The sequence below is a fragment of the Ruegeria sp. BI7 genome (genome assembly GCF_056537925.1).
In genome coordinates this window covers 1-20,947 of the sequence record NZ_JBQFSK010000007.1, presented here as the reverse complement: position 1 = coordinate 20,947, position 20,947 = coordinate 1, and the positions used below count along the sequence as shown (strand labels likewise).

The window sequence follows — 20,947 nt, the reverse complement described above, 5'->3', positions numbered from 1 at the left end:
GAGATGAGCGACGATCCCTATTCCGCCCTTGGTGTCGCCAAAGACGCCAGCGCCGCCGAAATCAAAAAGGCTTATCGGCGTATCGCCAAGGAATGCCACCCGGATCTAAAGCCCGGCGATGCCGAGGCCGAAGCCAAGTTTAAGGCGGCAGCCGCCGCTTACGACTTGCTCAAAGACCCCGAAAAGCGGGCGCAATTCGACAATGGTGAGATTGACGCCTCGGGTCAGGAACGCCCGCAGCAGCATTATTATCGCGACTACGCCGAGGCTGCCGGGAACCCTTATCGGGGACAGGCTGCAGACCCCGATGACATGTCGGACATCTTTGCCGAGTTCATGCGGGGCCGTGGCGGATACGGCCAGCGTACCCATGAATTCCACGCGCCGGGGCACAATCGAGGCTACAGCCTGCAGATCAGTTTTCTGGATGCGGTTTTTGGGGCCAGCCAGAAACTGACCCTGCCCGATGGCGACCGGATCGAAGTCAAGATTCCCGCTGGCATCACCGACGGCCAAACCATCCGCCTACGCGGCAAAGGCGATCCGGGCTTTGGCGACGGGCCGCCGGGTGATGCTCTAGTGACCGTCTCGGTTGCCAAACACCCCGTCTTCGATCGTCAGGGCGACGACATACATATCACTCTGCCGATCACGATTGATGAGGCCATTCTGGGCGGCAAGGTCCCTGCACCCACCATCGACGGTGGCGTTAATGTCAGCGTTCCTGCGGGCACCAGCAGCGGCAAGACACTGCGCCTGCGCGGCAAAGGGGTTAAGAAACGCGGCTCAACCGAGCGCGGCGATCAGCTGATCGAACTGACCATCGCGATGCCCGGACAGATCGACGAAGACCTAAAGCAATTCATGGAGACATGGCGCGAGAGCCACAGTTATGATCCGCGTAAAGGAATGCCGTCATGACCCGCACTCTGACCGAAGAGCAGCTGATCGCAACCGTCACCCGCCTGACCTCGACCCGGTTGACCGAATACTTGGCCGCCGAGATCGTGATCCCCGAACAAACCGATAAGGGCTTGGTCTATCACAGCCTCGACGTCGCCCGTCTGGAACTGGCCTGCGAATTGCATGAGCAATACGAGATGGAACCCGACGCGCTGTCGATGATGATTTCGCTGATCGACCAGATGCACGGCCTGCGCGCAGAACTGCGCGAGGTGCTGAACGCGGTTGAAGCGCAGCCCGAACCCGTGCGTCAGACCCTGATCGAGGTGATCGGAGCCGCCCGCCTCAAGCGCAGTTGATCAATTGTCGACGACGTATTCTTCGGGCACGAAAAAGGTGTAGTCCCGGTCGGCCACCGCCTCGTGGCAATCATGGCAATAGGCGACCGAATTTGCGCGCGCACCCATCGTGTCCCCGAACAGCGATCCGTCCGGCATCACCATGATATAACGCCAGTCACCCGTGACGGGGCTTTCGCCTTGGGCCAGCTTTTCCATTACGAACAAAGCGCCGGGATGGATATTGCCTTCATCCGTGACGGTCACGCTGTCCTTGGCCAAAACCGAGCCTTTGGGCAGCTTTTCCCCCTCGGCCAGCGTTCCGTAGTTATGAGCCATGCGATTAGCATAGCTGTTCACATACCGCTGACCATGGGTGGCCGAGATATAGGGCGCATCGTTGAACAATGGCCAGTTCTGATAATTCAGGAGCAAATCCAGCTGTGCAGCGCCATAACCCCGCGCCATGCGCCGCTGCAGGGATTCATAGATGCGCAATGCTTCCCCCTTGGACAAATCCGCTGGATTCTCGATGGCAATATGCGCGTCCTCACCAGTTGATTGCGCAAACCCGTCGGTTGCGGACAACCCCGAAATTGACAGCACTGTCAGTGAGATCGAAAACACACGTTTAAATCGTAAAAACATATGGATGGCCTACCTGTTTCTTAAGGTTCGCCTGAACGCCGCCTATCATGCTTGAAATAAGATAGCGGCCCTGAACAAACGCGCCACGGCCAGACCACGGCTTTCACCGCTTTGTGCGCAAGAGTGACATGCGCCGATCCAGCCCCGACGCTTAAAACATACCAAATTTCGAATGCAAAGAACAGCAAGGCGAGAATTTATTTATTGTCGACCACTTGGCGACAATAACACGCCTCAGCTTTTCACCCCGGTTTCGGCCTCGATTTGTTTGCGCGATTTTCGGGCGCGTTCCGTGGCCGATTTCAATTGACCACAAGCCGCCATGATATCCTCGCCCCGCGTCTTACGGATGGGTGAGGCGTAACCTGCCTGGTAAATGATATTCGCAAAGGCCCGGATGCGATTGTTCGAGCTGCGCTTGTACGGCGCGCCCGGCCATTCATTGAACGGGATCAGGTTAATCTTGGCCGGGATGTTATGACGCTTGATATGGTCGATCAGGCGATGCGCATCCTCGTCTCTGTCGTTCACGCCATCCAGCATCACATATTCAAAGGTGATCCGTTCGGAATTCGATGCGTTCGGATAGCTGGCCAGCGCACCCAGCAGTTCCTCGATATTCCAGCGCTTGTTGATCGGCACCAACACGTCACGGGTTTCATCCGTGGTGGCATGGAACGAGATCGCCAGCAGACAACCGATTTCCTCAGCCGTGCGCGCGATTTCAGGCACAACACCCGAGGTCGACAGGGTGATGCGACGACGCGACAGGGAAATCCCCTCAGGATCCATGGCGATCTTCATCGCGTCGCGGACGTTTTCGAAATTATACAGCGGCTCACCCATGCCCATCAGAACGATGTTCGACAGCAGACGGGTTTCGTCCTTGGGCGCGCCTGGAACCGGCCATTCCTCAAGATCGTCGCGCGCCATCATGACCTGACCGACAATCTCGGCCGCGGTCAGGTTGCGCACCAGTTTCTGCGTGCCGGTGTGGCAGAAGGAACAGGTCAGCGTGCAACCCACCTGAGATGAAATGCACAGCGTGCCGCGATCTTCTTCGGGGATGTACACGACCTCAACCTCGTGCCCGCCTGCAATACGGCATAGGTATTTGCGGGTGCCGTCCTCGGACACCTGACGCGTTACAACCTCAGGGATTTCGATCACAAAGTTTTCGGCCAATTGTGCGCGATAGGCCTTGGCCAGATTGGTCATTTCGGCAAAGTCGCGCACACCCCATTGATAAATCCATTGCCAGATCTGACCGGTGCGCATCTTGGCCTGCTTTTCCGGCGTGCCATGTTCGATCAAAACCTCACGCAGCTGGGCGCGGGTCAGGCCGACAAGGTTAATCTTCCCCTCGGGCAATTTGCGGGGGATGGTCATGACATCTTGAGTGATCGGCGCTTTGGGCGACATGTGGCTATCTCAAAGGATTCTGGCTTGGGATGCGCCTCTATATAGGATCGCTGGCAAAGATCAAAAGGAATCGTATCAATCAATTCGCAAAGCGCAGCAACTCGTCCACACGCGCGCGTCCCAGATCGACCCGGCACGCGGTGATGGCGATGCCAGTACCGGACCCTCCGCCATAGGAAGCGCCCACCGCTTCGCACTGCGCATCGCGGTAGCTTGCCCAGGCTGATTGCGAAGCTTCCAAGGCGGGCTGCGCCACCACCCGCTCGGTGATCTCGTCCAACTCTTTGGCCGATTGCATGGCAAATCCGTAGCTCTCCTCCAGCGCCAGACTGACCCGGTCTTCCATCTCGCCAACACACGCCCCAATTTCCACCTGAGAACTTGCGTCTGAACATTCCAACGTTGGGTCTGCCAGTGCCGCAGAGGAAAACAACAATATGATCAATACGTACCGCATAACTCGCTCCTGCCAGAGGTTCCCACTGCCGACGGTAGCACGCGAACTACTGCGCCCCAAATACAGATTGGCCGCACCGTCAACGCCGATGCGGCCGAAATCAATGCTATCAGGTAAGCCGCTTCAGATGCCCACTGGCAGGATATCGCAATCTGCTGCATCCAAAGTTTTTACCGGATCCTCTGGCCCACATTGCTCACCGGATACGGGGTAGGTTTCAGAATCTTTTTCACACGCGCTCAACAACACGGCGACTGCCATCATCAGCGCGACAATAGGCTTATTCAGCATTCGTAAGCTCCTTCTATTCAGCTGAACTAATTAGTTCAGAAATGTCGGAGGCTCGCTTTGATACGGATCAAACTTGCAGACAGACGTGGCGTAAATTCGACACTTGGCGCTTCAAAAAAAGAAAACCCCGCCAAATGACGGGGTCTCGCGTGTCTTCAGATACGTATCAGTTTGTGCAGCGTTTCTCGGCGTCTTCGATCGCTGCCGTGAAACCCAGCAACGAGAATGTGTCCTTGGTCTGCGTCCCACGCTCGGATCGGGCGGTCAGAACAGCCTCAGTGCCCCGCTTCATCGCTGCAACCACCTTGAGGTCTTCGCCTTCGGTTGCAGGCCAGGCCCATTCGCCTTCGGTGATCAGTTCAAACTCGGTCCCGTCGATTTCAAGATTGACGGTTGAGCCTGCCGCGAACGGATAGCCGCCGGTAAAGGTCACTTGCCCCTTCACCTCGGCGTTGGGACGGTAGAACACGAACAGCAGGATATCGCTGCGGCGGACCGAGACCACCCGGCCACCGCGTGTGTTGACGGTTTCCTTGGGTGCAGACACGCTCCAGCATTCGGTGGGATCGTCTTCGACGAACACGCTCCAATCGGTTTTGGCTGCCACACGGTTGGTGCTTGACGCCTGCTGAGCGGTTGCCGTAGTGGCCATCCCTGCCATGCACAGGCCCGCGATTACACGGACGAGTTTCAATCCCATCTGTCCAGCCTCCTAGCTCGACCTATTACCTCATACCCATCGGAAAAGCCTGCGCACCCTGCCGGTTCGTCTGTAAGTTGCGTATTCCGATGATTGTCGACATACACACACTAACGCAGGTTTCGCCACAGGCGAAAGGGCGATTGGCAGAATTTTGCGCATATTACGGAGAGGCCTGATGACGCAGCCGGTACCAATGACAGAACTATGGCGCGGTCCCTTGTTGGAAAGCCTGCATCTGGGCCACGCGGTGATCTGCGATGACAGTGGCCAGATCGTACAATGCTGGGGTGATCCAAGTGCGATTATCTACCCCCGCTCTTCGGCCAAGATGATCCAAGGTCTGCCGCTGATCACCTCAGGTGCCGCGGCGAAATATGGGCTGAACAGCGAGCATCTGGCACTGGCTTGCGCCTCACACAGCGGCGCGCATATCCACACCGACCGCGTGACCGCCTGGTTGGACCATCTAAACCTGTCCGAACATGATCTGCGCTGCGGCCCGCAAGAGCCGCAGGATATGGCCGCGCGCGACGGATTGATTCTGGCCGACGACACGCCTTGCCAGATTCACAACAACTGCTCGGGCAAGCATTGCGGGTTCCTGACCGTGGCCCAGCATATGGGGGCCGGGCCTGAGTATCTGGAAATCGACCACCCAGTTCAGCAGGCCTGTCTGTCAGCCGTCGAAGAAACAACCGGTGAGGCCAGCCCCGCCTATGGGATAGACGGATGTTCAGCGCCGAATTTTGCCACCTCGCTGGTGGGGTTGGCGCGATCGATGGCGTGGTTTGCCTCCGCCGCCGACCGGTCGGACCGGGCCAGCGATGCGGCGCAGCAATTGACCGCTGCGATGATCAAGCATCCCGAACTGGTTGCCGGCGAAAGCCGCGCCTGTACCGAACTGATGCTCGCGATGGAGGGCCGCGCCGCGATCAAGACCGGGGCCGAAGCTGTTTTCATCGCCATCATTCCGGAAAAACGCATGGGCGTGGCACTGAAGATCACAGACGGCACCACGCGTGCCGCTGAATGCGCCATCGCATCCATTCTGGCCCATCTGGGTGTGCTGGAGGCCGAACACCCGGCCACCCGCAAATTCATGAACGCCATTCAGTACAGCCGCCGCGGGCTGGAATGTGGCATCATCAAGCCTGCGCCGGGTTTCCCCGGCTAAGGCGATCACATCTCGATCGGATGAATCTCGGCCACTTCGACCGAGCCTGATCCGTTGACGACCATGGGGCAGCCCTTGGCCATCTCGTTGGCGGCGTCGATGCTGTCGGCCCTGATGACCGTGAACCCCGAGGCCGGGTTGGCACCGCCATTGTCGACAACACCGCTGTTGCTGACGGTATAGGACTGGCCCACCGGGTTGCCGGGGATGTCCAGCGCATCGCCCATATTCTGGAACCATGCGCCCCAGGCGGCCATGGTCGCTTCGATTTCGGCGGGGTCGGTTGGGGTGTGACCACCGTGATAGACAAACAAGAACTGAGGCATTTCTCTTCCTCCCTAATGAAAATCTTAAAACTGAGCTTCCAGCTTGCGCAGTGACGAAGTCCAACCCTGGTTGTGGTTGGCCGCGACCTCGGCATCGGCCAATTCGCGGTGATCAAGAACCAGCTTTGCACCAGCTTCCGTCGCTGTGACCGTCAGCGTCACGTGGCTTTCCGCTCCGCGCTGATCCTGATCGTCATGCCAGCCCCAAGTGAACCCCACTGAATTCGGCGGATCAACATGGGTCACCTGCCCGGATACTTTGTATCGCTGCCCTTCGGCATTCACCATAACCGAGTGCCACGGCCCAAGGCGTGAAAAATCCAAATCATGTTCGGGCACATGCATCCCTTCGGGGCCCCACCACTTCAACAGCTTTGCGCCATCGCTGATCCAGGCAAACAGGTTTTCCTGGGATGTGGGAAACGCGCGTTCCAATTTCAGGTCGGCCATGAATTCTCCCTTTCAATTAAATCGTTCAAACGGTCGAGGCTGCTTTCCCAGAATTGCCGTTTCGAGATGGTCCATTCCGCGATGGTCCGCAGCCCCTCGGGCTGGATGGAATACATGCGTTGACTGCCCTGCACTCGCTGCTGCACCAGCCCGGCGGCACGCAACACCTTCAGATGGCGCGAGATCGCGGCCCCGGACATGCCGCGACCTTCGATCAGGTCACCAGCGGGCAGTTCACCGTCTAGCATCAACTGCTCGACGATCGAGAATCGGGTGGCATCGGACAATGCCGAAAATGCGGTCAGAAGCGTGTTCATGACCATTGTTTAACATTTTTGTTAAATAAATGAAAGCCCCTTGCGATCAGACCTCGGTAAAGGCCGCGCGGGAATAGCCCTGGAGGTACAGCAAAGCCGTCAGATCTCCGTAGTTGATCCGAATATCGCATTTGGCGGCGACCGAAGGTTTGGCATGCAGCGCCACACCGGTTCCGGCCCGGCTCAGCATGCCCAGATCATTGGCGCCATCGCCCACGGCAATCACGTCGGCCTCGGACAGGCCCAGCCGCTTGGTAATCTGCGCCAGCGCATCCACCTTGGCCTGTTTGCCCAGAATCGGGCGCTGTACATCGCCGGTCAGCTTGCCGTTTTCGGCCAGCAATGTATTGGCGCGGTTTTCATCAAAGCCAAGCAGATCAGCCACCCTCGCGGTGAAGGCCGTAAACCCACCCGACACCAGGGCCGCATAGCCCCCGTTCAGGCGCATCGTCGCAACCAGTTCCTTACCGCCCGGCATCAATGTAATGCGTTCGTTCAGAACCTTGCCGATCACCGCCTCATCCAAGCCCTTCAGTAGGCCGACACGTTCAATCAGCGCACCTTCGAAATCAAGCTCACCATTCATGGCCCGTGCGGTGATGTCTTTGACGCGATCGCCCACGCCCGCCTCATCGGCCAGTTCATCAATGCATTCCTGCTGGATCATGGTGCTGTCCATATCGGCCAGCAGCATCAGCTTGCGGCGTTTCCCGAACGGCTGCACGATCAGGTCGACCTCTAACAACTGCAGTTCTGCCCAAACGTCCCACTGATTGTCAGGCAGCTCGGGAAACGTGAACTGCGCCGCCTCATCTTCGCTGAGCCAAACCAGATCGCCCCCGCCCCACGCGTTGCACAACGACTCGACCAAAGCCTGCTCGAGCTTCGGCATGTTCGGATTGGTCAACAGAGTGGCTACGTACATCATCGGTCTCCTGCAGGCTCCCCCGCGCATAACGCAGGGGCCGCCAATTCACCAGAGACAGTTGATATGTTTACCCCAGAATGCCAGGCAATCGCAGCCCATGGGCGCGGGCGCAATCCTTTGCAATGTCATACCCCGCATCCGCATGCCGCCACACGCCCGAGGCCGGATCGTTCCACAGCACCCGTTCCAACCGTCTGGCTGCGTCCTCAGTACCATCGGCACAGATCACCACACCCGCATGTTGAGAGAACCCCATGCCGACCCCACCACCGTGATGCAGCGAGACCCAGGTCGCGCCGCTGGCGGTGTTGATCAGAGCATTCAGCAGCGGCCAATCGCTTACGGCGTCAGACCCGTCCAACATCGCCTCGGTCTCGCGGTTCGGGCTAGCGACGGAACCGCTGTCCAAGTGATCCCGGCCGATCACGACCGGCGCTTTCAGCTCACCATTGGCGACCATCTCATTGAACGCCAACCCGGCGCGGTGGCGGTCGCCCAACCCGATCCAGCAAATCCGCGCAGGCAGGCCCTGAAACGCAATCCGTTCCTGCGCCATGTCGAGCCAGCGGTGCAGATGTTCGTTCTCGGGGAACAGCTCTTTCATCTTGGCGTCGGTCTTATAGATATCCTCGGGGTCGCCTGACAACGCACACCAGCGGAACGGACCGATGCCTTTGCAAAACAGCGGACGGATATAGGCGGGAACGAAACCGGGGAAGGCAAAAGCGTTCTCCAACCCCTCATCCTGTGCCACCTGCCGGATGTTGTTACCGTAATCCAGCGTCGGCACGCCCGCGTTCCAGAAATCAACCATCGCGGCGACGTGTTGTTTCATCGACGCCCGAGCAGCCTTTTCCACTGCTTTAGGGTCTGTTTCACGCATTTCACGCCACTGCGCCATGGACCAACCAATTGGCAAGTAGCCGTTGATCGGATCATGGGCGCTGGTCTGGTCGGTGACGATATCGGGATACGGGCGGACGCCTTCGTTCCCTCTTTTGAAGATTTCTGGGAACACCTCGGCCGCATTACCCAACAGGCCCACGGATTTTGCCTCGCCCGCTTTGGTCCAGCGGTCGATCATCTCCAACGCTTCGTCCAGAGTCTCGGCCTTTTCGTCGAGGTATTTGGTGCGCAGGCGGAAATCGATACTGTCTGGGTTACACTCGACCGCCAAACAGCAGGCACCGGCAAAAACGGCGGCCAGCGGTTGCGCGCCCCCCATGCCGCCCAAGCCCCCGGTCAGAATCCACTTGCCGGTCAGGTCGCCGCCATAATGCTGGCGCCCGGCCTCGGCAAAGGTCTCATAAGTGCCCTGAACGATGCCCTGCGTGCCGATGTAAATCCACGAGCCAGCGGTCATCTGGCCGTACATCATCAAGCCCCTCTTATCGAGTTCGTTGAAGTGATCCCAGGTCGCCCAATGGGGCACGAGATTCGAATTGGCGATCAGCACCCGCGGCGCGTCCTTATGAGTGCGGATGATCGCCACGGGTTTGCCGGACTGGACTATCAGGGTCTCGTCCTCTTCCAGATCCTTCAAACCGGCAACAATAGTGTCGAAATCCTTCCAAGTGCGGGCCGCGCGGCCGATACCGCCATAGACCACCAGTTCATGCGGGTTTTCGGCCACGTCCGGGTGCAGATTGTTCATCAACATCCGCAGCGGGGCCTCAGTCAGCCAGCTTTTGGCGTTCAGCTCGGGGCCTGTCGGCGGATAGATATCGCGCGTGTTCTTGCGAGGGTCGGTCATGGGATCGTCTCCAATGCAGTGTCTTGGATGGCTTCCAGAATATCGCGCAGCCAACGACGTAGGCGGTCGGCCTTGGCAGTGTCATAACTCCACGGGGCGGCCTCGGCTGTCAGGTAAGTGGATTGCGCCAGTTCCGTCTGTATGGCGTGCAGACCGTCGGCCGGACGGCCATAGTGGCGGGTCGTCCAGCCACCCCGGAACCGCCCGTTCAGAACGGTGCTGTAGGGCGATGATGCGGCAAATTCATGTGCAATAGACTCTATTTCTGGCGCACACGTTACGCCACAATCCGTCCCAATATTCATGTCGGGCAACATGCCTTCAAACAGAAATGGAATGCGACTGCGGATCGAGTGGCAATCGAACAGAACAGCCACGCCGTGCTTTGCCCGCACGCGCTCCAACTCTTCGGCAAGTGCGGCATGATAGGGTGCATGGAAGGTTTCGCGCCTCTGACCTATCTCATCCTCTGACGGTTCCTGCCCGTCGCGCCAGATCGGTTGCCCATCGAAATCGGTCAATGGCACCAGCGTTGTCGTGTTTTGCCCTGGGTAAAGCGAAACACCGTCGGGATCGCGATTGGCGTCGATGACATAGCGATGGATATGGGATTGCACCACGGTCGCGTCACGCAAAAGCCCTTCATAGAGCCTATTAATGTGCCAATCCGTGTCTGCCAGCGTATGCCCTGTGTCATTGAGACAAGCCGCAATACCATCCGGCACGAATGTCCCGCCATGGGGTTGGCCCAGAACAATCGGGCTGTCGCCGCGCTGTACGCTAACCACCTGCATCACACCACCTCGGGCATTGGGGTGCTAACGGCCCGTAGGATCGACGCCCCGGCTACCAGTTGTTTCGCGGTCTCCAACTCAGGGGCCAGATAACGATCTTCGGTCAGGGCCGGAATGTCAGCCCGCAACCGAGCAATGACCTGCTGCAAAGGCCCGCTGGTGACCAGAGGCGCGCGAAATTCAACCCCTTGAGCTGCACACAGTAGTTCCACACCCAGAATGTAGTTCAAATTCTCGACCATTCGGATCAGGCGCCGCGCACCATGGGCCGCCATCGAAACATGATCCTCCTGGTTGGCCGAGGTGGGGGTGCTGTCGGTGACACAGGGATTGGCGAGGTGCTTGTTCTCGCTCATCAATGCAGCGGTGGTGACCTCCGCAATCATAAGGCCAGAATTCAACCCCGGATCAGGGGTCAGGAAAGGCGGCAGATCAAAGCTGAGCGTCGGGTCCACCATCAAGGCAATGCGACGCTGCGCGATGGCACCGATCTCGGACACGGCCAGCGCGATCATATCAGCGGCGAACCCTACAGGTTCAGCATGGAAATTCCCGCCCGAGACAATCCCGTCGGCCAGAACCAGCGGATTGTCGGTGGCTGCGTTGGCCTCAACCTCAAGCGTGGCGGCGGCCTGCCGCAATACATCCATTGCTGCGCCCGTGACCTGCGGTTGACAGCGAATGCAATAAGGATCCTGAACGCGGGTGTCGCCCTCACGGTGACTTTCCCGAATTTCCGACCCGTCCAGCACGGCGCGCATGGCGCCGGCGACTTCGGTCTGGCCACGATGACCGCGCAAAGTGTGAATTTCAGGCCGCAGGGGTGCGGTAGACCCCATGATCGCATCGGTCGACAAGGCCGAAACAACCAACGCGCTTTGCGCCGCGCGCCAAGCCTCGAACAACCCAGCCAAAGCAAAGGTGGTTGAAAACTGGGTGCCGTTGATAAAGGCCAGTCCTTCCTTAGGACCCAGTTGAATAGGCTCTAAATCAACTGTTTTCAGTGCTTCAGCCCCCGGCAGGACAGTGCCGTTCACCTCGGCCTCGCCCGCGCCAATGACCACTGCGGTCATATGGGCCAACGGCGCCAGGTCGCCCGATGCCCCAACCGAACCTTGTGCCGGGATCACCGGAGTGACCCCGCGGGCCAGCATCTGCTGCAACAGCTCGATCAGCTCCCACCGCACGCCCGATGCACCGCGACCGAAGGACAACAGCTTGAGTGTCATCATTAGCCGGGTCAGCCTTTGCGGTATGGCGGGACCAACACCGCAACAATGGCTGAGGATCAGGTTGCGCTGCAGGGTCGAGGTGTCCTGCGCCGCGATTTTGAGGCTGGCCAGTTTCCCAAAACCGGTATTGACGCCATAGACGGGGTCATCGCCCCGAGCCGCCGCCTGAATACGTTGCGCCGCCGCATCGACTGCGGGCTTGCAGTCAGAATCCAGTGAAACAGCCGTTTGATCCCAATAGATCTTGGCCAGCTGCGCCAAAGAAACCTGACCGGGCTGCAAAATCAGAGACGTCATTCGATCCCTCCGAAAAGACGTTTATGCAGTGGGTTGAAGCCGACGCGATAGGCCAGTTCCGCCGGATGAGTGACATTCCAGATCGCCAGATCCGCCCTATGCCCCGGCGCGAGAGTGCCCGCATCGTTGATCCCCAACGCGCGCGCGGCGTTGCGGGTGACACCAGCCAGCGCCTCTTCAGGCGTAAGACGAAACAGTGTGCAGCCCATGTTCATGGTCAGCAGCAGCGAGGTCAGCGGCGAAGAACCGGGATTGCAGTCAGTCGCCAAAGCCATTGGCACTTGATGCTGGCGCAGCAGATCAACGGGTGGCACCTGCGTTTCTCGCAGTGTGTAAAACGCGCCCGGCAACAGCACGGCCGTGGTTCCGGCTTTTGCCATGGCTGATACACCATTGGCATCCAGGTATTCGATGTGATCCGCCGACAAAGCCCCGTAAGAGGCCGCCAGTTGCGCGCCGCCCAGATTGGACAACTGCTCGGCATGCAGTTTCACCGACAGGTCCAGCTCTTGCGCCACATCAAAAACCAGGGCGATTTGTGCAGGGTTAAAGGCGATTCCTTCGCAGAACCCATCCACCGCGTCCACCAGCCCCTCGGAATGGGCCGCGCGCAGGGTTGGGATGCAGACCTCGCGAATATAGTCGTCGGGGCATTCGGCATATTCCGGCGGCACCGCATGTGCGCCCAGAAAGCTGGTTTTGACGCGGACAGGGCGGGTTTCACCGATCCGGCGGGCAACGCGCAGCATCTTCAATTCGGTCTCGGTATCCAACCCATAGCCCGACTTGACCTCAAGGGTGCTGACACCCTCGGCAATCAGGGCGTCCACGCGGGTTAGAGCATCTGACAAAAGCATATCAGCGCTGGCGGACCGCGTGGCGTTGACCGTGGAGAGGATACCACCCCCGGCACGGGCGATGTCCTCGTATGAGGCGCCATTCAGCCGCATTTCAAACTCAGTTGCGCGGTTTCCGCCAAACACCACATGGGTATGCGCGTCAATCAGCGCCGGAGTGATCAACCGTTCACCGAAATCCTCGACCGGCCAATCGGCATATTCCGGCGGCAGGTCCTGGCGTTCGCCGACCCAGACAATCTTTGCCCCGTTAACGGCGATCGCTGCATCCCGACACAGCCCATAGGGCGTGCCCCCTTCTGACATCGTGGCCATCCTGGCGCTGAGTAAGACCGCTTTTCTGGTCATGGCGATTCTTTTCGGCTCCCCTCTTGTTTGATTTTTATGTATAGGTGTAAAGATATGAAGTCTACACATTATGGAAATCAAAATGCAGATTCATGCCAAGACAGCTTTATTAGGCTCTGATTGGGTTCACGATGTGCGAGTAGAAATCGACCATGAGCGTATCAGCCAGGTGCAGTATCAGGTGTCGGCATTGCCCGATGATACGCGCGTTGACGTTCTTTTGCCCGCTTTGGCAAACCTGCACAGCCACGCCTTTCAACGGGCCATGGCGGGCATGACGGAAACCCGCATGGCCGGACGTGAGAGTTTCTGGACATGGCGCAACCTGATGTATCGCTTTCTGGATCGGTTGACGCCCGACCAGATCGAAGCCATCGCCGCACTGGTTTTCATGGAGATGCAGGAGGCCGGGTATGCCTCGGTCGGTGAATTCCACTATGTCCATCACCAACCCGGCGGCGCGGCCTACGATCAACTCTCGGAACTAAGCCAGCGTATCTTTTCCGCCGCGCACCAGTCAGGGATCGGTCTGACTCATTTACCGGTCCTCTACACCTATGGCGGCGTTGCGCAGGACCCGCTGTCAGGTGGGCAGTTGCGGTTCAGCAATGATGTGTCCCGGTTTTTGAATTTGGTGGATGATTGCCAAAAAAAACTGCCACACACTGACTCTATATTGGGGGTTGCGCCACATTCCTTACGCGCAACTTCACCGACAGACCTGCGCGAACTGCTGCAAAACACACCCAAGGGTCCGGTCCATATCCATATCGCCGAACAGGTTCAGGAAGTCGCCGACGTACAATCCGCGTTGGGCCAGCGTCCGGTGGCCTGGCTGCTGGACAATGCAGACGTGAACGCGCGGTGGTGTCTGATCCATGCCACCCATATGACCGATGCCGAAACCCGCACGCTGGCCCAGTCCGGTGCTGTGGCGGGGCTGTGCCCGATCACCGAGGCCAATCTGGGCGATGGTATTTTCAACGGCGCGACCTATGCCGAGGAAAACGGGCGATTTGGAGTCGGATCAGACTCTAATATTAGGATTTCCTTGCCCGAGGAACTGCGCACCCTGGAATACTCCCAACGTTTGCGCGATCATCAACGTGCCGTCCTAGTACCGGGCGAAGGCTCGGTCGGGCATGCGCTTTATACCGGTGCCGCGCGAGGTGGGGCCCAAGCGCTTGGACGTGACGCCGGTGAGATTGCCGAGGGCAAGTTAGCTGACCTGATGGCCATTGACCGGACCCACCCGACGCTCTGTGCATTGACGGACGATCAATTGCTGGATGGGCTGTGTTTTGCCGCCCCTGATGGGCTGGTAACTGACTTGTGGTCTGCCGGACGCCACATGGTGAAACAGGGCCGCCACGTCGCACGTGATCAGATCATATCCGCCTATAGATCCTCGATTGCGGGCCTGCTGGCCTCGGTCTAAAGGAACGGTCATCATGCCCCAATCCAGTGACACCACCAGCTACAAAGACATCAAGAAAACCGTTCTGTCCCGCATCCGATCGGGCGAGTGGCAGCCCGACTCTCTGTTGCCCAACGAACAGGATCTTGCGGTCGAGTTTTCCTGCACCCGCACAACAGTGAACCGCGCCCTGCGGGAGTTAGCCGACGAGGGCTATCTGGAACGCCGGCGCAAGGCTGGTACGCGGGTGTTGAGCGCACCGCAGCGACAGGCCCGTTTCACCATCCCCATGGTCCGGGACGAGGTTGAGGCGATGGGCGGCACGTATCGCTATGCGCTGGTTTCTTCCAAGTTAGAGACTGCTCCGGAATGGCTAAGCGCCCGATTGGCTCTGTCTGAGGAGCAAAGCGTGATGCATGTTCGCTGCATGCATTTCAACGGCAACACGCCGTTTCAGTTTGAGGATCGCTGGATCGTCATGGCCTCGGTCCCGCAGGTGGAGCAGGCAGATTTCTCGCAGATCGGACCGAATGAGTGGCTGATCCAGACCCTGCCCTTCACCAATGTCGAACTGAGTTTTCTGGCCAGCCGTGCCGATACAACACTCGCCGGGTTTCTGGACGTCCCCGAAGGAGAACCGGTCTTTACCGGAGAGCGCATCACCTGGTTGCAGGGTCAGCCCGTGACCTTTGCCAAGATGTTCTTTGCCGCCGGGTATCGCATGACCACGCAATTCTAAACCGCACCCGGATTTCTCTTTACCCTCTGCTCAATCCGATACAGATTCACCTAAGATTGAGCAGGCGCAAAGGAAAGACGAAATGGGTAACCCGCTGTACGAACGGCTGTTTGGCATTCACGCGGGCAAACACACACCGTTTCTTCACCTTCCTGATGGTCAGATCCTGACCCATGCCGATTTTCTGGACATGGCCGCGCAGATCGCCAATACCCTAAGCGGATACGAACTTGAGCCCGGTGAACGCGTGGCCGTACAGGTTGAAAAATCGCCCCAGGCGCTGGCGCTCTATGCTGCCTGCGTGCAGACCGGATTGATTTTTCTGCCGCTGAATACCGGATACACCACGGCCGAGTTACAATATTTCATCGAAAACAGCGGTGCGAAACTGGTTGTCTGTGACGCCGCAAAAGAACAGGGGCTGGCCCCTATCGCCGCCGCCCAAAACGCCCGGTTAGAGACGCTCAACGCCGATGGTTCGGGAAGCCTTATGCGGCGGGCGCTGGGGATGTTGCCCGCGTTTGAGCCGGTCCAGCGGTCCGAGGATGATCTGGCCGCATTCCTTTATACTTCGGGCACAACGGGACGATCGAAGGGCGCGATGCTGACGCAGGCCAATCTGCTCTCAAACGCTGAAACGCTAGTGCGGGAGTGGCGGTTCACGGCGGATGACGTGCTGCTGCATGCGCTGCCGATCTTTCACACGCACGGGCTGTTCGTGGCGACAAATGTGGCGCTGTCCGCGGGCGGGTCGATGATCTTTTTGCCGAAATTCGATCTTGAAGACATGTTGCGGCTGATGCCGCGGGCCACGACGATGATGGGAGTTCCAACCTTTTACACCCGCTTACTGGGCGATGAGCGGTTCACCGGCGATCTGACCCGGCACATGCGTTTGTTCATCTCGGGCTCGGCGCCGTTACTGGCAGAGACCCATGAGCGGTTCGAGGCGCGCACAGGCCACCGTATCCTTGAGAGGTACGGCATGACCGAGACCAACATGAGCACTTCGAACCCCCATGACGGCGAACGCCGTCCAGGCACGGTAGGCTTTCCCCTGCCCGGCGTCGAACTGAAGGTGACCGACCCTGAAACTGGTGCAGACCTGCCGCAGGGTGAGATCGGCATGCTTGAGGTGCGCGGCCCCAACGTGTTTCAGGGCTATTGGCAAATGCCCGAGAAAACCGCCGCCGAGCTGCGCGAAGACGGGTTTTTCATCACCGGCGATCTGGGGCGTTTGGATGCGGACGGGTATGTCCACATCGTCGGGCGCGGCAAGGACCTGATCATCTCGGGCGGGTACAACATTTACCCCAAAGAGGTTGAGCTGGTTCTGGATGACCAGCCGGGAGTGTTGGAAAGCGCCGTGATCGGCGTGCCGCACCCGGATTTCGGTGAAACACCGGTCGGCATTCTGGTGCCCGAGCCGGGACAGACACTGGACCCCGAGGCCATTCTGGCCAACGTGCAGAACTCGCTGGCCCGGTTCAAACACCCACGCAAACTGATCGTGCTGGAAGAGCTGCCCCGCAACACGATGGGCAAGGTGCAAAAGAATTTCTTGCGTGAGAACTACAAGGACCTGTTCACCAAGGGTTAAGGGATCAGCGGCACACGGCCATCGTTGGTGAGCAGCCAGCAATCCCGGCCCTCAAACACCGCCGGAACCAACGGTCGCCCCATCCCGGCACCTCCGTCCAGATTGATCCGGTTACCGCGATGCTCAGCCTGTTCCGCAGGTGTGTGCCCATGGACCACCAGCCACGGGTGCGGTCGCGGATCATCCAGAAACTCGCCCCGTATCCAGATCAGGTCTTCCTCGGTCTGATCGGCCAGCGATACACCGGGGCGAATCCCGGCATGGACGAACAGAACCTCATCCTGGTGATGGTACGTCACCAGCCGGTTCAGAAAGTCGACATGGTCCGACGGCACCGCTGCCCTTGCGCGGTCGAGAATTTTGTAAACGCGTTCTTCTTCGGTGTACGTCACACCGTACGACGCCAACGTCTCGGTCCCGCCCAAACGCGCATGCAGCCAGTGTTCGCCGATCCGCAATTTGGCCTCGGCGGTCGAACCATCGTGCATGAATCTGGCGAACATCCGGTCATGATTGCCCAACAGAAAAACCCAGTTCCGTCCGACCTTTTGCCCAGCGACCAAAAGGTCCAGAACGCCACGACAATCCGGCCCACGATCTACATAGTCACCCAAAAACACGATCCGCGCATCCCGCCCACCGTCCTGTTCGATAAGGTGCAGCGCATTTTCAAGCATCTCTAACTGCCCGTGGATATCGCCGATGGCGTAGATGGCGGATGTCATGAAAATCCCTCGGATAAACGCGTACCCGGCTTTTGGCGCGAAATGCGCGTCAGGAAAAGAAAATACCCGCGCCTTGAAGGGCGCGGGCAAGAATTGTTCCAGAAATTCAACACTGCTTAGGCGACGTCGAACTCCAGCGGTTTGATCTGGGTGAACAGACCGGTTTCCGCCAGCTTGGCGCGCGCCTCGGCCGGAACCGGCTCGTCCACGTAAAGCAACGCAATGGCTTCGCCGCCTGCTTCCGCCCGGCCAAGGGTAAAGTTGGCGATGTTGACGTCATTGTCACCCATGGTCTGACCCAGTGCACCGATGATGCCCGGCACGTCCTCGTTGGTGGTGTAGAGCATGTGCGCACCCACCTCGGCCTCGATATTGATACCCTTGATCTGGATGAAACGTGGCTTGCCGTCGCTGAAGACCGTGCCCCCGATCGAGCGTTCGCGCTTTTCGGTCACCACGGTCACTTTGATATAGCCTTCGAACGCACCGGACTTGTCCTGGTTGGTGGTCGAGATCTGAATGCCACGCTCTTTGGCGACGACCGGAGCCGAGACCATGTTCACCTCGGGGTTGAACTTCTTCATGATCCCCGCCACGACCGAGCAGTTCAGGGCCGCCAGGTTCATCTCGGAGGCGACACCGTCATAGAGGATGTTAATCGCCTTGATCGGCTCATCCGTCATTTGACCGATGAAGCTGCCCAAGTGACCGGCCAGCTTGATCCACGGCCCCATGATCTTGGCTTCTTCGGCGGTGACGCTGGGCATGTTCAGCGCGTTTTCCACCGCTCCTGTCAGCAGATAGTTCGAGATCTGCTCGGCCACCTGCAGCGCCACGTTTTCCTGCGCCTCGGTCGTGGCCGCACCCAGATGCGGCGTGCAGACGACGTTGGGCAGGTTGAACAGGGCGTTTTCCTTGGCCGGTTCCTCGCTGAACACGTCAAAGGCCGCACCGGCCACATGACCGGATTGCAGCGCCTCGGACAGCGCGTCCTCGTCGACCAGACCACCACGGGCACAGTTGACGATGCGCACGCCTTTCTTGGTCTTGGCCAGGTTTTCGCGGCTCAGGATATTGCGGGTCTGGTCCGTCAGCGGCACGTGCAGGGTGATGAAATCAGCGCGTGACAGCAGTTCGTCCAGTTCGACTTTCTCTACGCCCATCTTGGCGGCTTTCTCTTCGCCCAGATAGGGATCATAGGCGATAACCTTCATCTTCAGACCCAAGGCACGTTCGCAGACGATACCACCAATGTTGCCCGCGCCGATGACGCCAAGGGTCTTGTTGGTCAGCTCGATTCCCATGAACTTGGACTTTTCCCACTTGCCCGCATGGGTCGAGGTGCTGGCCTCGGGGATTTGCCGCGCCACAGCGAACATCATCGCAATCGCGTGCTCGGCCGTGGTGATCATGTTGCCAAAGGGCGTGTTCATCACGATCACGCCTTTTTTCGAGGCAGCCTCTTTGTCCACATTGTCCGTGCCGATGCCAGCGCGGCCAATGACTTTCAGGTTGTCAGCCTTTTCAAGCAGGGTCGGCGTGACCTTGGTGGCCGAACGGATGGCAAGACCGTCATACTGACCGATCACCTCGGCCAGCTTGTCTTTGTCCTTGCCAAGATCGGGCATGAAATCCACATCGATGCCGCGATCCCGGAAGATTTGAACGGCGGTTTCGCTGAGCTTGTCAGATACGAGTACTTTGGGGGCCATATCTCTGGTCCTTGAATTGTAGGGAAGGTCCGGGCCTGATGGGGCCCGGTGAAAAAGGTCAGGCGGCTTCGGTTTGCGCCGCGATCTCAGCCTCAAAAGCCCAAGCCAGCCAGGGCAGCATCGCCTCGATATCCGAGGTTTCGACCGTACCGCCGCACCAGATGCGCAGGCCCGCAGGCGCGTCGCGATAGGCGCCGATATCCAGCGCGATATTCTCGACCTCCAACCGTTTCGCCACGGCTTTGGCAAAGACTGCGCCATCTTGAATGCGGTCATCGGTGAACTTCAGGCAGACCGAAGTGTTCGACTGCGTCGCAGCATCCTCGGCCAGATTGGCGATCCAGTCGTTCCGGTCACAGAATGCATGCACCGCACCGGCATTGGCATCAGCTCGGGCGATCAGCCCTTGCAGACCACCAACTGAGCGCGCCCAATCCAGCGCGAACAGGTAATCTTCGACTGCCAGCATCGAAGGCGTGTTGATCGTGGCACCGGTAAAGATGCCGTCGATCAGCTTGCCGCCTTTGGTCAGACGAAAAATCTTAGGCAACGGCCATGCGGGTGTGTAGCTTTCCAGCCGCTCCACCGCACGGGGTGACAGGATCAGCATCCCATGCGCGGCCTCACCACCCAGCACCTTCTGCCAGCTAAAGGTGGTGACATCCAACTTGTCCCAGGGCAGGTCCATCGCAAAGGCTGCGCTGGTTGCGTCACAGATCGTCAGACCCTGACGGTCATCCGCAATCCAGTCGCCATTGGGAACCCGCACACCCGAGGTGGTTCCGTTCCATGTGAACACAACGTCATTGGCGAAATCGACGGATGCGAGATCAACGATCTGCCCGTACTCGGCCGTTTTCACCTCGGCGTCGATCTTCAGCTGTTTGACAACATCGGTCACCCAACCCGAGCCAAAGCTCTCCCAGGCCAGCATCTCGACCTTGCGTTCGCCCAATAGCGACCACAGCGCCATCTCGACCGCGCCGGTGTCCGAGGCGGGAACGATGCCGATCTTGTAATCCGCCGGAATGCCCAGCACCTCGCGCGTGCCTTCAATGGCCGCCTTCAGCTTGTCCTTGCCAACGGCTGCACGGTGCGACCGACCCAGCGCGGCATCGGCCAGTTTGGACAGATCAAATGTGGGGGGTTTGGCGCAGGGGCCCGAGGAAAAACGCGGATTCGCCGGCCGCGTTGCCGGTTGTTCGATGGTCATGTGTATTACCCTTCCAGATACACGCCCCTCGTTGGGGAGGGGTGTCCCACGGACAGGGGTATGAGGCCTTCGCAGATCCAGCAAGCAAAAAAGACCGTTCACCTGCAGAAAACGACATAGGGTGGGTGCGCAATTTGGAACACAGGTTTCCTATTGGCGAAAATCCCCGCCGGTATTCCGGCGGGGTTTTGTGTTTTGTGTTTATTCTGCGGCTTCTTCGTATGCGTCCATTGGTGGGCATGTGCAGACGAGGTTTCGGTCGCCATATGCGTTGTCGACGCGGTTGACGGGGGACCAGTATTT

General features: G+C 58.8%; 22 protein-coding genes. 6 read left to right on the top strand and 16 right to left on the bottom strand.

Going from position 1 to position 20,947, the window contains the following annotated elements; translation table 11 throughout:
- The first annotated feature begins 3 nt into the window (after positions 1-3).
- Positions 4-921, top strand: coding sequence for a DnaJ C-terminal domain-containing protein (locus ACR0JB_RS15465; RefSeq protein WP_170351109.1), 918 nt, complete (start codon positions 4-6; stop codon positions 919-921).
- Complete coding sequence (locus ACR0JB_RS15460; protein ID WP_170378197.1) at positions 918-1,262, top strand: hypothetical protein; 345 nt, start codon at positions 918-920, stop codon at positions 1,260-1,262. The genes ACR0JB_RS15465 and ACR0JB_RS15460 overlap by 4 nt, the downstream gene beginning before the upstream one ends.
- Here ACR0JB_RS15460 and ACR0JB_RS15455 read toward each other — a convergent pair whose 3' ends face one another.
- The 5 genes from ACR0JB_RS15455 to ACR0JB_RS15435 all read right to left on the bottom strand — a co-directional run bounded on the left by ACR0JB_RS15455 (position 1,263) and on the right by ACR0JB_RS15435 (position 4,759).
- On the bottom strand, positions 1,263-1,889 hold the full coding sequence (locus ACR0JB_RS15455; RefSeq protein ID WP_170506765.1) for a cytochrome P460 family protein: 627 nt from the start codon (positions 1,887-1,889) through the stop codon (positions 1,263-1,265). It lies immediately after the preceding gene.
- A 234-nt stretch (positions 1,890-2,123) separates the two neighbouring features.
- The gene (gene rlmN, locus ACR0JB_RS15450) at positions 2,124-3,311 is read right to left on the bottom strand and encodes a dual-specificity RNA methyltransferase RlmN (protein WP_170506768.1); all 1,188 of its coding nucleotides are present in this window, start codon (positions 3,309-3,311) and stop codon (positions 2,124-2,126) included.
- Positions 3,312-3,390: 79 nt separating this feature from the next.
- Complete coding sequence (locus tag ACR0JB_RS15445; RefSeq protein WP_170362802.1) at positions 3,391-3,768, bottom strand: lysozyme inhibitor LprI family protein; 378 nt, start codon at positions 3,766-3,768, stop codon at positions 3,391-3,393.
- 123 nt (positions 3,769-3,891) lie between these two features.
- On the bottom strand, positions 3,892-4,059 hold the full coding sequence (locus ACR0JB_RS15440) for a hypothetical protein (protein ID WP_170506771.1): 168 nt from the start codon (positions 4,057-4,059) through the stop codon (positions 3,892-3,894).
- Positions 4,060-4,225: 166 nt separating this feature from the next.
- Positions 4,226-4,759 (bottom strand): invasion associated locus B family protein, encoded by a 534-nt coding sequence (locus ACR0JB_RS15435; protein WP_170351115.1) that lies wholly within the window; start codon positions 4,757-4,759, stop codon positions 4,226-4,228.
- Between the two features lie 178 nt (positions 4,760-4,937).
- Between ACR0JB_RS15435 and ACR0JB_RS15430 the strand changes: the two genes are divergently transcribed.
- Positions 4,938-5,936, top strand: coding sequence for an asparaginase (locus ACR0JB_RS15430; RefSeq protein ID WP_170400118.1), 999 nt, complete (start codon positions 4,938-4,940; stop codon positions 5,934-5,936).
- A gap of 5 nt (positions 5,937-5,941) precedes the next feature.
- Here ACR0JB_RS15430 and ACR0JB_RS15425 read toward each other — a convergent pair whose 3' ends face one another.
- The 8 genes from ACR0JB_RS15425 to hutI all read right to left on the bottom strand — a co-directional run bounded on the left by ACR0JB_RS15425 (position 5,942) and on the right by hutI (position 13,238).
- The gene (locus tag ACR0JB_RS15425) at positions 5,942-6,262 is read right to left on the bottom strand and encodes a YciI family protein (protein ID WP_170351117.1); all 321 of its coding nucleotides are present in this window, start codon (positions 6,260-6,262) and stop codon (positions 5,942-5,944) included.
- A 24-nt stretch (positions 6,263-6,286) separates the two neighbouring features.
- Entirely contained in the window at positions 6,287-6,712 is a 426-nt protein-coding gene (locus tag ACR0JB_RS15420; RefSeq protein ID WP_170400116.1) for an SRPBCC family protein, read from the bottom strand.
- On the bottom strand, positions 6,700-7,029 hold the full coding sequence (locus tag ACR0JB_RS15415; RefSeq protein WP_170400114.1) for an ArsR/SmtB family transcription factor: 330 nt from the start codon (positions 7,027-7,029) through the stop codon (positions 6,700-6,702). Before ACR0JB_RS15415 ends, ACR0JB_RS15420 begins: the two co-directional genes overlap by 13 nt.
- A 46-nt stretch (positions 7,030-7,075) precedes the next feature.
- Positions 7,076-7,954: a phosphoserine phosphatase SerB gene (serB, locus tag ACR0JB_RS15410; RefSeq protein ID WP_170400111.1), complete on the bottom strand. Its 879-nt coding sequence runs from the start codon at positions 7,952-7,954 to the stop codon at positions 7,076-7,078.
- Between the two features lie 70 nt (positions 7,955-8,024).
- Positions 8,025-9,710 (bottom strand): urocanate hydratase, encoded by a 1,686-nt coding sequence (gene hutU / locus ACR0JB_RS15405; RefSeq protein WP_170506776.1) that lies wholly within the window; start codon positions 9,708-9,710, stop codon positions 8,025-8,027.
- Positions 9,707-10,504 carry an N-formylglutamate deformylase gene (gene hutG / locus ACR0JB_RS15400; RefSeq protein WP_170506779.1) on the bottom strand — a complete coding sequence of 266 codons (798 nt, stop codon included), beginning with the start codon at positions 10,502-10,504 and terminating at the stop codon, positions 9,707-9,709. The genes hutU and hutG overlap by 4 nt, the downstream gene beginning before the upstream one ends.
- Positions 10,504-12,033 (bottom strand): histidine ammonia-lyase, encoded by a 1,530-nt coding sequence (gene hutH / locus ACR0JB_RS15395; protein WP_170506782.1) that lies wholly within the window; start codon positions 12,031-12,033, stop codon positions 10,504-10,506. The genes hutG and hutH overlap by 1 nt, the downstream gene beginning before the upstream one ends.
- Positions 12,030-13,238, bottom strand: coding sequence for an imidazolonepropionase (gene hutI / locus ACR0JB_RS15390; protein ID WP_170506785.1), 1,209 nt, complete (start codon positions 13,236-13,238; stop codon positions 12,030-12,032). The genes hutH and hutI overlap by 4 nt, the downstream gene beginning before the upstream one ends.
- Before the next feature lie 82 nt (positions 13,239-13,320).
- Between hutI and ACR0JB_RS15385 the strand changes: the two genes are divergently transcribed.
- From ACR0JB_RS15385 to ACR0JB_RS15375, 3 genes are all read left to right on the top strand, one after another.
- Positions 13,321-14,676 carry a formimidoylglutamate deiminase gene (locus tag ACR0JB_RS15385; protein WP_170506788.1) on the top strand — a complete coding sequence of 452 codons (1,356 nt, stop codon included), beginning with the start codon at positions 13,321-13,323 and terminating at the stop codon, positions 14,674-14,676.
- A 13-nt stretch (positions 14,677-14,689) separates the two neighbouring features.
- Positions 14,690-15,394 (top strand): GntR family transcriptional regulator, encoded by a 705-nt coding sequence (locus ACR0JB_RS15380; RefSeq protein ID WP_170400100.1) that lies wholly within the window; start codon positions 14,690-14,692, stop codon positions 15,392-15,394.
- Between the two features lie 82 nt (positions 15,395-15,476).
- A complete protein-coding gene (locus ACR0JB_RS15375; RefSeq protein ID WP_480790051.1) occupies positions 15,477-16,994 on the top strand; it encodes a malonate--CoA ligase in 1,518 nt (505 codons plus the stop codon).
- On the opposite strand, the gene ACR0JB_RS15370 is transcribed toward ACR0JB_RS15375, so the two are convergent.
- From ACR0JB_RS15370 to ACR0JB_RS15360, 3 genes are all read right to left on the bottom strand, one after another.
- The gene (locus ACR0JB_RS15370; RefSeq protein ID WP_170400095.1) at positions 16,991-17,719 is read right to left on the bottom strand and encodes a metallophosphoesterase family protein; all 729 of its coding nucleotides are present in this window, start codon (positions 17,717-17,719) and stop codon (positions 16,991-16,993) included. The genes ACR0JB_RS15375 and ACR0JB_RS15370 overlap by 4 nt on opposite strands.
- Before the next feature lie 116 nt (positions 17,720-17,835).
- Positions 17,836-19,431 (bottom strand): phosphoglycerate dehydrogenase, encoded by a 1,596-nt coding sequence (gene serA, locus ACR0JB_RS15365; RefSeq protein WP_170400093.1) that lies wholly within the window; start codon positions 19,429-19,431, stop codon positions 17,836-17,838.
- 58 nt (positions 19,432-19,489) lie between these two features.
- Complete coding sequence (locus tag ACR0JB_RS15360) at positions 19,490-20,644, bottom strand: phosphoserine transaminase (RefSeq protein ID WP_170400091.1); 1,155 nt, start codon at positions 20,642-20,644, stop codon at positions 19,490-19,492.
- Positions 20,645-20,947 lie beyond the last annotated feature (303 nt).

Excerpts from the sequence above, each read along its gene's own strand:
- ACR0JB_RS15465 (WP_170351109.1), top strand. The coding sequence starts at position 4 with ATGAGCGACGATCCCTATTCCGCCCTTGGTGTCGCCAAAGACGCCAGC.
- ACR0JB_RS15460 (WP_170378197.1), top strand. The coding sequence starts at position 918 with ATGACCCGCACTCTGACCGAAGAGCAGCTGATCGCAACCGTCACCCGC.
- ACR0JB_RS15455 (WP_170506765.1), bottom strand. The coding sequence starts at position 1,889 with ATGTTTTTACGATTTAAACGTGTGTTTTCGATCTCACTGACAGTGCTG.
- rlmN (WP_170506768.1), bottom strand. The coding sequence starts at position 3,311 with ATGTCGCCCAAAGCGCCGATCACTCAAGATGTCATGACCATCCCCCGC.
- ACR0JB_RS15445 (WP_170362802.1), bottom strand. The coding sequence starts at position 3,768 with ATGCGGTACGTATTGATCATATTGTTGTTTTCCTCTGCGGCACTGGCA.
- ACR0JB_RS15440 (WP_170506771.1), bottom strand. The coding sequence starts at position 4,059 with ATGCTGAATAAGCCTATTGTCGCGCTGATGATGGCAGTCGCCGTGTTG.
- ACR0JB_RS15435 (WP_170351115.1), bottom strand. The coding sequence starts at position 4,759 with ATGGGATTGAAACTCGTCCGTGTAATCGCGGGCCTGTGCATGGCAGGG.
- ACR0JB_RS15430 (WP_170400118.1), top strand. The coding sequence starts at position 4,938 with ATGACGCAGCCGGTACCAATGACAGAACTATGGCGCGGTCCCTTGTTG.
- ACR0JB_RS15425 (WP_170351117.1), bottom strand. The coding sequence starts at position 6,262 with ATGCCTCAGTTCTTGTTTGTCTATCACGGTGGTCACACCCCAACCGAC.
- ACR0JB_RS15420 (WP_170400116.1), bottom strand. The coding sequence starts at position 6,712 with ATGGCCGACCTGAAATTGGAACGCGCGTTTCCCACATCCCAGGAAAAC.
- ACR0JB_RS15415 (WP_170400114.1), bottom strand. The coding sequence starts at position 7,029 with ATGAACACGCTTCTGACCGCATTTTCGGCATTGTCCGATGCCACCCGA.
- serB (WP_170400111.1), bottom strand. The coding sequence starts at position 7,954 with ATGTACGTAGCCACTCTGTTGACCAATCCGAACATGCCGAAGCTCGAG.
- hutU (WP_170506776.1), bottom strand. The coding sequence starts at position 9,710 with ATGACCGACCCTCGCAAGAACACGCGCGATATCTATCCGCCGACAGGC.
- hutG (WP_170506779.1), bottom strand. The coding sequence starts at position 10,504 with ATGCAGGTGGTTAGCGTACAGCGCGGCGACAGCCCGATTGTTCTGGGC.
- hutH (WP_170506782.1), bottom strand. The coding sequence starts at position 12,033 with ATGACGTCTCTGATTTTGCAGCCCGGTCAGGTTTCTTTGGCGCAGCTG.
- hutI (WP_170506785.1), bottom strand. The coding sequence starts at position 13,238 with ATGACCAGAAAAGCGGTCTTACTCAGCGCCAGGATGGCCACGATGTCA.
- ACR0JB_RS15385 (WP_170506788.1), top strand. The coding sequence starts at position 13,321 with ATGCAGATTCATGCCAAGACAGCTTTATTAGGCTCTGATTGGGTTCAC.
- ACR0JB_RS15380 (WP_170400100.1), top strand. The coding sequence starts at position 14,690 with ATGCCCCAATCCAGTGACACCACCAGCTACAAAGACATCAAGAAAACC.
- ACR0JB_RS15375 (WP_480790051.1), top strand. The coding sequence starts at position 15,477 with ATGGGTAACCCGCTGTACGAACGGCTGTTTGGCATTCACGCGGGCAAA.
- ACR0JB_RS15370 (WP_170400095.1), bottom strand. The coding sequence starts at position 17,719 with ATGACATCCGCCATCTACGCCATCGGCGATATCCACGGGCAGTTAGAG.
- serA (WP_170400093.1), bottom strand. The coding sequence starts at position 19,431 with ATGGCCCCCAAAGTACTCGTATCTGACAAGCTCAGCGAAACCGCCGTT.
- ACR0JB_RS15360 (WP_170400091.1), bottom strand. The coding sequence starts at position 20,644 with ATGACCATCGAACAACCGGCAACGCGGCCGGCGAATCCGCGTTTTTCC.